Origin of the sequence: Paenibacillus sp. FSL P4-0184 (assembly GCF_038004625.1) — a bacterium.
Lineage (GTDB): Bacteria > Bacillota > Bacilli > Paenibacillales > Paenibacillaceae > Paenibacillus_AQ.
In genome coordinates this window covers 2,638,604-2,650,770 of record NZ_JBBORN010000001.1, presented here as the reverse complement: position 1 = coordinate 2,650,770, position 12,167 = coordinate 2,638,604, and the positions used below count along the sequence as shown (strand labels likewise).

Below are 12,167 nucleotides of genomic sequence, written 5' to 3'. Positions count from 1 at the left end.
TTTCTTCCTCCCGCCTACGAGAATGCTTTCATATTTGCACGTTTTTTCCTTAATTTTCTACTTCCATTATATTCTCTCATATCCAGCTACAGCAATCCTCAAAACCCTTATAATTCAGATATTTCTACAATATCTCTCACTTTTGCTCTGTGCTATCATTTGAAAAGAGAGGGGATGGATGAAATGGCTTTAATAGAGTGCAAATTTTATTCGGAAGTACTAGGATTGAATACCTCAATGACTGTAATTTTGCCGCAAAAAACAACCACACAAATCGGGATGAGCAACGTAACTAGAGGTGAACTTCACCCTACGCTGTATTTGCTGCACGGTTTGTCAGACGATGATTCGATCTGGCTTCGCCGGACTTCTATAGAACGATATGTAGCAGAGATGGGAATAGCTGTAGTTATGCCGAATGTGCATCGCAGTTTCTACACGGATATGGCGGTTGGCGGCCGTTATTGGACCTTTATTAGTGAAGAGTTGCCGATGCTTGCGCGCTCGTTTTTCCCACTGTCAGATAAACGTGAGGAGAACTTTGTAGCTGGACTATCGATGGGTGGTTACGGGGCGATCAAGCTGGGACTGCGTAAACCGGAGTCTTTTGCAGCAGCGGCAAGTTTGTCAGGAGCACTTGATATGGCGCATAATTTTATGAACGCGGAAGATCCTACCGTCAAAAGCAAAGAATACGAAATGATCTTCGGAACAGAAGATATCGCCGGAACGCCCGAAGACCTTCTATGGCTGCTTGAGGAAGTGAACCGCTCCACGGGACCGAAACCAGCGCTGTATCAATGCTGTGGCACAGAAGATTTCCTGTACACAGATAACTTGAAATTCCGCGATGCATGCCGAGCAACCTCCCTTGATTTCACCTACGATGAAGGTCCTGGCAACCATGAATGGGGCTATTGGGATGCCAAAATCCGCGATATATTGGCTTGGTTACCGTTGAGTAATAACTAGCTTCTTCTAATAGACAACAAAAAGGTGCAGCCATAAGCTGCACCTTAATATCTGTTCTAATGAGATTACCCTCTTCGGAGGGTTCTTTTAAAATATAAGGATAGAGTATAAATTTCATACTACTTTATCCTTATATTTCTCGCTTAATTGCTCACCGTCCTTATAAGGACGTCGAAGGCATTTATGCTTGTTTGGTGATTTTTTTAAATAATCCTGTTTGCTCCGTGATCCCTTTTTCAGCAGCAAATCTCTCAATACTGGATGCACCGAAGAAACCGTCTATACCTTCTGTCCGTTCAATTACGTACGCCGCATCTTCCGGCTCTGCAATCGGTCCACCGTGACAAATCACCATAATATCTGGATTTACAGCTTTCCCTGCTTTAATAATCGCTTCAATTCTTTCTACACAATCATCTAAAGTAAGAGCGGTCTTAGCTCCAATTGTACCTTTGGTAGTCAAGCCCATATGCGCCACCAGAATATCTGCGCCTGCTTCTGCCATAGCTTTAGCTTGTTCAGGATCAAATACATAAGGAGTGGTGAGCATATCCAATTCATGCGCTGCTCTAATCATATCTACTTCTAAACCATACCCCATCCCAGTCTCTTCAAGGTTCTGTCTGAATACGCCATCGATCAAACCAACGGTTGGGAAGTTTTGCACGCCACTGAAACCTTGTTCCTTAAGTTGTTTTAAATAAACCTCCATCACTCTAAAAGGATCCGTTCCACATACGCCTGCTAATACGGGAGTATTTTTCACAACAGGTAAAACCTCAGAGCCCATTTCGACTACGATTTGGTTGGCATCTCCATAAGATAATAACCCCGCGAGTGATCCACGACCTGCCATTCTGTATCTTCCTGAATTATAAACAATCAGCATATCCGCTCCGCCAGCTTCACTGCTTTTTGCAGTAATCCCTGTGCCAGCCCCAACACCTAAAAGAATTTTTCCATTTGCTACTTCTTCTCTAAACTTCGCCATGATTTCAGTTCTTGTATTTTTGTTCATGTGTAACGCCTCCATCATTATTTAAATGTTCTGTGTTAGTGTTATTTGCTCATGAGATCTATTAGCTTCTGAGCTGCTGCTTCTGCAAACTCTACATCATTAATGGCACATTCCATTTCGATAACCTCGACAACATTTCTGTTCACACCATTTCTCAAGGTATCAAATAACATTTGATCTTCCTCTACGCCATAAAAGGCTTCCCCTGCGACATCAATGCCGGATATCCCTTTAAGAGGCAACATTAATACCGTTTTTTCTTTGGCCATATTTAATTTCTCGACAAGCTTTTTGCCGATGGCTTCATTCTCTTCTACCGTTGTTCTCATCAAAGTAACTGTAGGGTTATGCTTATAGAACTTATGTCCAGCAAATTTCTCGGGTACCGTATCATAAGGGCCAAAGTTGCACATATCAAGCGCACCTACCGATACAACCTGTGGAATATGATGTTTTCCAGCAGCTTCTAACCGATGAGGTCCAGCATTTAGCACACCGCCAATAATTTCGTCCGCCCATTCTGTTGTGGTCAGATCTAATACACCTTCAATAAAACCAGCCTCGATTAGCGCTTCCATGGACTGGCCACCTACACCTGTTGCATGGAATACAAGCACTTCATATCCTCTGGCCTCAAGATAGTTACGAGCTGCCGTTACACAGGGGGTTGTTACCCCAAACATTGTTGTAGCTACTAATGGTTTTTTCTCTATCACTTGTTTATTCTCAAATTTAAGCATACCGGCGATGGCGAAAGCTGCATTGGTAAAAATCTTTGTTGAAATGGAGTTCAGTCCAGCAACATCCACTACGGATGGCATCATGACAATATCACTAGTGCCTACATATGGAGCAGTATTCCCTGAAGCTACGGTCGAAACCATCACTTTTGGTACACCAATAGGCAATGCCCGCATACCAGGGGTTACAAGTGAAGTCCCTCCAGTGCCCCCAAAGGAGATAATTCCATCAAATTTGCCTTGCTTATATAATTCAGGTACTAATTTTTCCATACCTTTGGCTAATAATTCTGTTGCAAGTGCCCTATCTTTCTTGGCAACGAGCTCATCTATACTTACACCCGCGGCTGCTGCTACTTCTCGGTTAGAGATATCCGGTGTAAAAGTGGGTTCAAACACACCCGTATGAATCGTAAACGTACCTAGCTCCAAGCTTTCCAGCAAATTTTTAATGTAGAGATATTCTTCACCCTTGGTGTCAAAAGTTCCGGCAATGGCAATCGTCTTCATTTCTTCAACCTCCTCTTCAAATATCTACAACAAAAAAGCATGATCAACTTATGAGTTAATCATACTTCTTTGGTTTATCAATGAAAACGCTTTTATGTCTTATGTTTTTGTGTTTATGTTAGATTTATATTGTTTTGGAGAGCACCCTTTGTACTTCTTAAACATTTTGCTAAACTGCGCATAGTCTTGGTACCCAACTAATGGTGCTAGCTCAGATAACTGGATATGGTCTCTATGTAATATTTCCGCTGCCTTATCCATCCGAAATTGTACGAGATACGTTTGAAAGCTGCAGCCTACTTTTTTAGTAAACAAACTACTTAAGTAACTTCGGGATACATGGGCCACCTTAGCTAAATCTGCAAACAAGATCTCATTCATATAATTTTGAGCTACATATTCTTTTACAAATTCAACATAATCATAGTGCTTTGTGATGCCGTCTAACATTTTGACCATAAAATCATCTTCATCCAGCGTCCCCGACACTTTAAAAGCTTTGGTTATATTCGTAATGGACTTCTCCGAGGGAATTCTTTCAAAAGCAGAGCCCCCGATATACCCCATCAAGTTTTGATTATTACTGTACATATACTGCACATCAATTGGCGTTTTCACAGGACCACCATAAACCAATTTAATTAAATCTGGCTTTAGCGCATTGCATGTGTTAAAAATCTTGTCCGCCTTAGCCTTGGCAGCTTCTAGAGAGAATACCTTCTTGGCTCCCAATAATCCCCCTTCGGTTAAGCCTAAATGTGCACAAATAATATCCGCTCCAGCCTCGATCATCTGAGTAGCTTGAATTTCATCAAATACAAAGGCTATGGTAAACAAATCTTTTTCATGGGCTATTCTTATAGCTTCTACTTCGAGTAGATAACCATTCCCCTCTTCTTCAAGCGCTTCTCCAAATTGACCATCTATTAATCCAACCGTGGGGTAGTTATTAATTCCGGCAAAGCCTCTATTCTTTATTTCACTGATATAGGTCTCCATATCTTTTGTCGGATCGGTTGCATTAAGGCCAAAAATAATAGGAATATCTCTTACCAAAGGGATGATCTCTCTAGATGCAAAGTCCATCACCATATCATTGCTATTACAAAAAGGCAAAATCCCAGCGAGAGAGCTCCTCCCCATCTGGCGGAATTTACCCGAATTTAACATCAGAAGGAAGTCTGCTCCACCCCGCTTCGCATACTTTGCCGTTATTCCCGCACCTGTGGCTACTCCAATAATATGATTCCCTAGTTTTAATTGCGATCTAAGCTCGTCTAGGATTTGCTCTCTACTCATACTTACGCACCCTCCTATCCCTAATCTAAGGATAACCGTAAAGAACACTGTGAATCCAGTCATGTTGTAATTAGAGCCCCTTTAGATAAAAAAAATCTCGCCTGCGACCTATAAAAGTCTGAGGCGAGATTTGGTATTGATACGATTTACAATATAGCGTCACCGTGTTTTACAACCCATTCATTAGCTTCATGCAGTGTCTGCTCCGCGCGTTCGATTGCAGCCTTCACCTGAACGGTGGCTGTGCCGCCATAAACGTTACGAGCGTTAACCACAGCTTCCGGTTGAAGAACAGCATAGATATTCTCATCGAACAGCGGTGAGAATTGCTTGAACTCTTCCAGCGTCAGATCCAGCAGGAACTTGCCTTCGTTGATGCAGTAGAGCACTGTTTTTCCGATTACTTCATGTGCTTGGCGGAAAGGAAGACCTTTGCCTACCAAGAAATCGGCAATATCTGTAGCATTCGAGAAGTCCGTGTTCACAGCTTCACGCATACGTCCCTTGTTCACCTTCATGGTGGAGATCATCGGCGCGAACAATTGCAGTGCACCAGTCAGTGTAGTAACGGTATCGAACATGCCTTCTTTGTCTTCCTGCATATCCTTGTTGTACGCGAGTGGCAAAGATTTGAGCACGGTCAGCAAGCCAATCAGGTTGCCGTATACGCGACCAGTTTTACCCCGTACCAGTTCTGGTACGTCCGGGTTCTTCTTCTGCGGCATAATGCTGCTGCCTGTGCAGAAAGCATCATCCAGTTCCACGAAACTAAACTCTGTGCTACTCCACAGTACCAATTCCTCACTGAGTCTGGATAGATGTGTCATAACAAGCGCTGCATTCGCCAAGAACTCCACGATGAAATCGCGGTCACTGACAGCATCCAGACTGTTCTCGTAAACACTGTCAAAGCCCAATTGCTCGGCCACAAAATGGCGGTCGATCGGGAAGGTTGTTCCCGCAAGCGCTCCTGCTCCGAGTGGCAGCACGTTAATCCGTTTGTAGCTGTCCGTCAGACGTTCTGCATCGCGGCGGAACATGGAGACGTAAGCCAACAAGTGGTGAGCAAACAGGATCGGTTGTGCCCGCTGCAAATGCGTATAACCAGGGATGATCGTCTCCACATTATCTTTGGCTTGTTCAATCAAAGCTTCCTGTAATTCATGCAGCAAGCTAACTAGCTCAACTACACGGCCCCGTAGGTAAAGGTGCATATCGGTTGCCACCTGATCGTTACGGCTACGTCCTGTGTGCAGTTTACCACCGACCGGACCGATTTCCTCGATCAGATGTTTTTCAATATTCATATGGATGTCTTCATCCGCTACGGAGAAAACAACCTCTCCAGCGTTAACCTTGTCCAATACTTTGTTCAGACCTTGCTTAATCGTCTCCACATCTTCTTGTGGAAGGATTCCGCATTTGCCCAGCATTGTGACATGCGCCAGACTGCCTTGCACATCCTCTTTGGCCAAAGCCTTATCAAATCCAATGGAAGCCGTATATTCCTCCACCAACTTGTTTGTTCCTTTAGTAAACCGTCCGCCCCAAAGCTTGCTCACCTGTAGTTTCCTCCTCTTGGACGCCAGAGGGCCGCTCCTATCCTGACGGGAGGAACGGCCTTCGGGGTTGCCCGTTTAAGTTTATGTTATCGTTCTATTTCGAAGCTCCATTTACACCTGTAGAAACCTTAAGGCGCAATGCGTTCAAGTGGATAAAACCAGTTGCATCCCCTTGATCATAAGCTTGTGTAGGATCAGCTTCCATCGTTGCAATTTCAGGGTTGTACAGGCTGACTGGGCTCTTCACTCCAGCGCCGATGATGTTGCCTTTGTACAGTTTAAGACGAACAGTACCTGTTACATTTTGCTGGCTCTGTGTTACAAGAGCTTGCAGTGCAATACGCTCTGGTGCGAACCAGAAACCGTTATACACCAAAGTGCTGTAACGAGTGATCAGGCTGTCACGCAGGTTCATCACTTCACGGTCCATCGTGATGGACTCCATTTTGCGATGAGCGACGAACAGGATTGTTCCACCCGGAGTCTCATACACACCACGGCTCTTCATGCCGACAAAACGGTTCTCAACCATATCCACACGTCCGATACCGTGTTTACCGCCTAGCTCGTTCAATTTCTCCATCACTTGAAGTGGGTTTAAGGACTCACCATTCAGCGCTACGCAGTCTCCCTTAACGAAATCGAGTTCCAAATATTCTGCTTCATCCGGAGCATCCTCTGGAGCGTTGCTCAGTAGGAACATTCCTTTGTTCTCAGGTGCACTTGGATCGAACCAAGGATCTTCCAATACGCCGCTCTCATAGCTGATGTGCAGCAGGTTACGGTCCATCGAATACGGCTTCGCCGCAGATGCTTGTACCGGAATATCATTAGCTTCCGCATAAGCGATCATTTCCGCACGGCCTGGGAATTGATTGCGGAACTCTTCCAAACGCCAAGGTGCAATCACCTTAATGTTTGGTGCAAGAGCAGCTACGCCAAGTTCAAAACGCACTTGGTCGTTCCCTTTGCCTGTCGCGCCATGCGCGATAGCCGTAGCGCCTTCAGCGATGGCGATATCCACCATACGCTTAGCGATTAGCGGACGAGCAATACTAGTTCCGAGCAAGTATTGGCCTTCATAAAGCGCACCGGATTGGAACATAGGGTAGATGAAATCGCTAGCGAATTCATCACGCAGGTCATCGATGTATACTTTCGATGCGCCGGTTGCTAGTGCTTTTTCTTCCAAACCGTCGAGCTCTTCTTTTTGGCCGATATCGGCTGTGAAGGCGATGATCTCCGCGTCATAGGTTTCTTTAAGCCATTTCAAAATAACGGATGTATCTAGTCCGCCGGAATAGGCGAGTACAATTTTTTCTTTAGCCATGGTGTGGCAACTTCCTTTCGTGTGGGCTATATAAATTAAAATAACTGTGCTCTCGCTAGCACTTTAACGATTAATCGTAACTACGCGGAATGTTTGGACTTCCGGTCGCTGTCATCATCAGATTTCTTTTATTTCAAACCGCATTATGCGGATGAAATCTGATGATAAAGGCGAACGCTACGCTCCTACAGTTCCAAAAATTCCGCTCCATTACTCCATCGTCCAAAACCTAACTTCGCTCAACATTAATTCAATTTATATAGTGATTTATATTTTATATTTTTTAAATTCCTTATCCCATTAGGGCAGCCATTAAAGCCTTTTGCGCATGCAGGCGGTTCTCAGCCTGATCAAAGATCACCGAGTTAGGGCCGTCAATCACGCCTGTACTGACCTCTTCCTCACGGTGGGCTGGCAGGCAGTGCAGGAAGAGATAATCACTCTTCGCGCCTTTTACAAGCTCCTCATTGACCTGATAGTCCTTGAATGCCGCTTCACGCGCCTTTTGCTCCTCTTCGAAGCCCATGCTCGCCCACACATCAGTATAGATGACGTCAGCGTCTTGTACAGCTTCTTGCGGGCTATTAGTAACCACAATCTTCGCTCCGGTTTCTTTAGCAATCTCACGAGCTTCTGCGACAACCGCTGCATCCGGCTCATAGCCTTCCGGTCCGGCAATAGATACGTCCACGCCCAGCTTAGCTCCGCCAATCATTAAGGAATGAGCCATATTGTTGCCATCGCCGATATAAGCTAGCTTCAGGCCTTTAAGTTTCCCTTTATGCTCATAAATGGTTTGGTAATCCGCCAGCACTTGGCAAGGATGTGCCAGGTCGCTCAGACCGTTGATTACTGGAATAGAAGCATAACGAGCCAGATCCTCTACTTTGTCATGGCCGAAGGTACGGATCATAATTCCGTCGAGGTAACGTGACATTACTTGTGCAGTATCTCCAACCGTTTCACCACGTCCAAGCTGAATGTCATTTTTGCTCAAGAAAAGGGCATGCCCTCCCAGCTGATACATTCCAACTTCAAACGACACGCGCGTACGAGTAGAGGATTTTTCAAAAATAAGACCAATTGTTTTCCCCTTCAACGGCTGAAATTCTTCGCCATTTTTCTGCTTCTTCTTCAGCTCAATCGCCGAATCAATCAGATACGTAATTTCCTCCGGGCTGTAATCGTTCAGCTCCAGTAAATCACGGCCTTTCAGTTGCTGCGCAATGGTGTGCTTGTTACTCTGTACGCCCTGACTCATGAGCTTACCTCCCCGTTTGCTTGTTTAGCATAAGTATGAATGAGTTCGGAGACGATGTCTACCGCTTGGTCGATCTCCTCTTTACTTACATATAGATTAGGCAGCAAGCGAAGGACATTAGGACCCGCTGTCACGAACAACAGGCCTTTCTTTTGTCCAGCCAAAACAATATCGCCCACTGGTGATTGACATTCAATCCCGATCAACAGTCCTTTACCACGGATATCCTTCACAAAAGAACAGTCTGCCAGCTTCTCTTTCAAAAGACCTGTCAGGTATTTACCCATTTCCTCGGCGCGCTGTGGAAGCTCATCCTCCAGCATCGTCTCAATCGTCGCTGCCATAACCGCTGTTGCGAGCGGTGTTCCTCCGAAGGTGGACGCATGGCTGCCAGGTGAGAATGCTTCACGCAAATAGCCTTTGCCAAGCATTAAGCCCGCTGGGAACCCACTAGCAATCCCTTTAGCCAAAGTAAAAATATCTGGTTCAATTCCATAATGCTGATGAGCGAACAACTTGCCTGTACGTCCCATACCTGTCTGTACCTCATCTACAATCAGAAGCAATCCGTGTTTCTTGCACAGTGCCACTACAGCGTTCAAAAACTCAGGTTCTACCTCAAGCACGCCACCTTCTGCAAGCACCATCTCCAGCATGATAGCAGCGGTATGATCACCGATAGCAGCCTCTAATGCCGGGAGATCATGCAAGGGTACAGTCTTGAAGCCTGCTGGAAGCGGCAGGAAGCCTTCTTTTACCTTTTGCTGGCCTGTAGCTGTTAGTGTGGCTAATGTACGTCCATGGAAGGATTGTTCAAATGTGATGACCTCATAACGGTCTACACCTTTTACCTTCTGGTGGTAACGACGAGCCAGCTTAATAGCAGCCTCATTCGCTTCTGCCCCACTATTACAGAAAAACACCTGATCAGCGCAGCTATTCTCTGTCAAAAGGTTTGCAACTTTGTCCTGTCCAGGAATATGGAACAGGTTCGAGACATGCCAGAGCGTATCAATCTGATCCTTTAGCTTCGCACCGACTTTTTCAGGAGCATGACCTAGACTGGTCACAGCTAATCCACTTGTGAAATCAAGATACTTATTGCCCTTATCATCCCATACCCAGGTGCCTTTGCCTTTCACTAAGCTGAGATCATATCTGGCGTAAGAAGGGAATACCGCGCTAAGCTTGCCTGCTGCAACATCCGGTGTACCTGATCCTACTGTATCGGTCTGCTGTGCCCCTGCTTGCGAATCCATTTCAGCTTGTGTAAGCTTGCTCATTCTAAGTCACTCTCCCATCTTGTGCTCCTGTGTACCAGGCTGCACCTCTAAATGATATTCATCTATGATTCTACGAACGAATAATACGTGTGCCTATCGCTTCACCTTGTAGTACTCGGCTAAGCACCCGCGGTTCTTTTCCATCCACAATAATAACCTCTGAAACGCTGCCTTGAATGCAATCGATAGCTGCCCGTACTTTTGGGATCATACCGCCGTAAATTTCTCCACTTTCAATTAAAACTTCGATTTCCTGTACGGTAACGGATGGAAGCACAACCTTTCGACCCTCCACCGTACTCATAATGCCAGGCACATCTGTAACTACGATCATTTGGGGAGACTCTACATAAGAAGCGACTGCCCCTGCTGCTGTATCTGCGTTAATATTGTAGCGCTGACCTGCAGCATCTACACCGATAGGTGCAATGACAGGAATATATCCCATACCTATAATCCCTGTTACGATATCAGCTTTCACTTCCGTTACTTCTCCTACCAACCCTACTTCAGCGCTATTAGCTACGGGTCTAGCAGTAATCATATTTCCATCGATACCGGATAGCCCTAGAGCTAGACCGCCACTTCCTTGAATTCGCCTTACAATCGCCTTGTTGATACTCCCTGCCAGTGTCATCTCTACGACATCTAGTACTGCCTCGGTGGTTACTCGCAGACCGTTCACGAAGCTGCTTTCAATGCCCAGCTTTGCTAGATTCTCTGAAATGGCTGGCCCTCCGCCATGAACAATTACAGGCTGAATGCCTTCCTGCTGCAAATCTCGTAAATCTTCGAAAAAAGAATCAGGAAGAGCAGCCAGCGTACTGCCGCCGCATTTCATCACAAACAATCCACTACCATCTAATGCATCTATAAGTTCAAGCTCGCTATTTAGCGTCATAAGTTCGGTATCCTTCCCTTGTGGGCTTAAGCCGCCACAAATTAAGTACGGTATGCAGCGTTAATACGCACATAATCGTAAGTTAGGTCACAGCCCCAAGCTGTAGCCTTTCCGGTTCCATCATGCAAATCTACAGTGATCAGCACAGTTTCACTTTTTTGCAAATAGGCCAAAGCCTTCTCCTCATCAAAAGCAACCGGCTTCGAATGCAGTAGCACCTCGATATCACCTAAAGAAATGTTTACACGTTCTGGTGATACCGGAACACCCGCGCGTCCAACCGCAGCAATGATCCGTCCCCAGTTCGCATCCGCTCCAAAAATAGCAGATTTCACTAGACTAGAACCCACCACTGTCTTGGCAATCGCTGCAGCAGCTTCGTCATGAACAGCACCATTCACTTGAACCTCAATCAGGTGAGTCGCACCTTCTCCATCACGAGCAATCGCTTTGGCAAGCGTCTGGCAGACATACGTAAATCCTGCGGCAAAAGCGTCCCAATCCGGATGCAATCGGGTCAGCTTCTCATTACCTGCAAGCCCACTAGCCATCGAGACTAGCATATCATTCGTGCTTGTATCTCCATCAACTGTAATCATATTAAAAGTAACGTTCGTAGCAGAACGAAGTAGACTGTGTAAATCTTCCGCTGAAATATCAGCATCTGTAGTCATAAAACCGAGCATGGTAGCCATGTTAGGATGAATCATCCCGGAGCCCTTCGCAGCTCCAGCAATAATAACTTCTACACCGCCAACAAGCACCTTCACGGCAACCTCTTTTTTAACTAAATCAGTTGTAAGTATGGCCTGACAGAATTCCTCCGCTCCAGCAGCCCCACCGTCCAGCTTTTCTGGTATTGCAGCAATACCGCTACGTACGCAATCCATCTTCAGCAGCTCACCGATCACACCAGTCGAGGCGACAGCAACATCATTAACCTCTACACCCAAATGTTGAGCCGCAGCAGCGCGCATCTCATAAGCATCGGCCTCGCCTTGTTCACCTGTGCAGGCATTAGCATTCCCGCTGTTCACGACTACCGCCCGCAACGTTCCGTTCACAAGACTTTCTCGCGTCACCTTCAGAGGAGCCGCCTGAAAAACATTTGTCGTATATACGGCAGCAGCCGTAGCTGGAACCTCACAAAGAATCACTCCGAGATCGTTGCGGTCTGTTTTTTTCAATCCACAGTGCAGTCCTCCGGACTTAAATCCTTTAGGTGAAGTAATGCTTCCACCTTCCAAGGTAGTAAATAATTCAATCTCGCTCATGTTATTTGTACCGCTGA

General features: G+C 45.7%; 10 protein-coding genes. 1 reads left to right on the top strand and 9 read right to left on the bottom strand.

The window, feature by feature from the left end; translation table 11 throughout:
- Positions 1-183: 183 nt before the first annotated feature.
- On the top strand, positions 184-972 hold the full coding sequence (locus tag MKY52_RS11425) for an alpha/beta hydrolase (RefSeq protein WP_341051434.1): 789 nt from the start codon (positions 184-186) through the stop codon (positions 970-972).
- Between the two features lie 181 nt (positions 973-1,153).
- Here the strand turns inward: MKY52_RS11425 and MKY52_RS11420 are convergent, their stop codons facing one another.
- The 9 genes from MKY52_RS11420 to argJ all read right to left on the bottom strand — a co-directional run bounded on the left by MKY52_RS11420 (position 1,154) and on the right by argJ (position 12,150).
- On the bottom strand, positions 1,154-1,990 hold the full coding sequence (locus tag MKY52_RS11420; protein WP_042192344.1) for a phosphoenolpyruvate hydrolase family protein: 837 nt from the start codon (positions 1,988-1,990) through the stop codon (positions 1,154-1,156).
- A gap of 41 nt (positions 1,991-2,031) precedes the next feature.
- Complete coding sequence (locus tag MKY52_RS11415) at positions 2,032-3,240, bottom strand: Tm-1-like ATP-binding domain-containing protein (RefSeq protein WP_341051432.1); 1,209 nt, start codon at positions 3,238-3,240, stop codon at positions 2,032-2,034.
- Positions 3,241-3,339: 99 nt separating this feature from the next.
- Positions 3,340-4,539: a phosphoenolpyruvate hydrolase family protein gene (locus MKY52_RS11410; protein ID WP_341051430.1), complete on the bottom strand. Its 1,200-nt coding sequence runs from the start codon at positions 4,537-4,539 to the stop codon at positions 3,340-3,342.
- 146 nt (positions 4,540-4,685) lie between these two features.
- A complete protein-coding gene (gene argH / locus MKY52_RS11405; protein ID WP_341051428.1) occupies positions 4,686-6,101 on the bottom strand; it encodes an argininosuccinate lyase in 1,416 nt (471 codons plus the stop codon).
- A gap of 94 nt (positions 6,102-6,195) precedes the next feature.
- A complete protein-coding gene (locus MKY52_RS11400) occupies positions 6,196-7,431 on the bottom strand; it encodes an argininosuccinate synthase (RefSeq protein ID WP_042192353.1) in 1,236 nt (411 codons plus the stop codon).
- Positions 7,432-7,723: 292 nt separating this feature from the next.
- On the bottom strand, positions 7,724-8,692 hold the full coding sequence (gene argF / locus MKY52_RS11395) for an ornithine carbamoyltransferase (protein ID WP_341051426.1): 969 nt from the start codon (positions 8,690-8,692) through the stop codon (positions 7,724-7,726).
- Complete coding sequence (locus MKY52_RS11390) at positions 8,689-9,975, bottom strand: acetylornithine transaminase (protein ID WP_341051424.1); 1,287 nt, start codon at positions 9,973-9,975, stop codon at positions 8,689-8,691. The genes argF and MKY52_RS11390 overlap by 4 nt, the downstream gene beginning before the upstream one ends.
- Positions 9,976-10,045: 70 nt before the next feature.
- On the bottom strand, positions 10,046-10,876 hold the full coding sequence (argB, locus tag MKY52_RS11385) for an acetylglutamate kinase (protein WP_341051423.1): 831 nt from the start codon (positions 10,874-10,876) through the stop codon (positions 10,046-10,048).
- A 41-nt stretch (positions 10,877-10,917) separates the two neighbouring features.
- Positions 10,918-12,150, bottom strand: a complete 1,233-nt coding sequence (gene argJ, locus MKY52_RS11380) for a bifunctional ornithine acetyltransferase/N-acetylglutamate synthase (protein ID WP_341051422.1) — start codon at positions 12,148-12,150, stop codon at positions 10,918-10,920.
- Positions 12,151-12,167: the final 17 nt, after the last annotated feature.

Coding starts and splice junctions, on each gene's coding strand:
- argB (WP_341051423.1), bottom strand. CDS start 10,876: ATGACGCTAAATAGCGAGCTTGAACTTATAGATGCATTAGATGGTAGT.
- argJ (WP_341051422.1), bottom strand. CDS start 12,150: ATGAGCGAGATTGAATTATTTACTACCTTGGAAGGTGGAAGCATTACT.
- argF (WP_341051426.1), bottom strand. CDS start 8,692: ATGAGTCAGGGCGTACAGAGTAACAAGCACACCATTGCGCAGCAACTG.
- MKY52_RS11390 (WP_341051424.1), bottom strand. CDS start 9,975: ATGAGCAAGCTTACACAAGCTGAAATGGATTCGCAAGCAGGGGCACAG.
- MKY52_RS11425 (WP_341051434.1), top strand. CDS start 184: ATGGCTTTAATAGAGTGCAAATTTTATTCGGAAGTACTAGGATTGAAT.
- MKY52_RS11400 (WP_042192353.1), bottom strand. CDS start 7,431: ATGGCTAAAGAAAAAATTGTACTCGCCTATTCCGGCGGACTAGATACA.
- MKY52_RS11415 (WP_341051432.1), bottom strand. CDS start 3,240: ATGAAGACGATTGCCATTGCCGGAACTTTTGACACCAAGGGTGAAGAA.
- MKY52_RS11420 (WP_042192344.1), bottom strand. CDS start 1,990: ATGAACAAAAATACAAGAACTGAAATCATGGCGAAGTTTAGAGAAGAA.
- MKY52_RS11410 (WP_341051430.1), bottom strand. CDS start 4,539: ATGAGTAGAGAGCAAATCCTAGACGAGCTTAGATCGCAATTAAAACTA.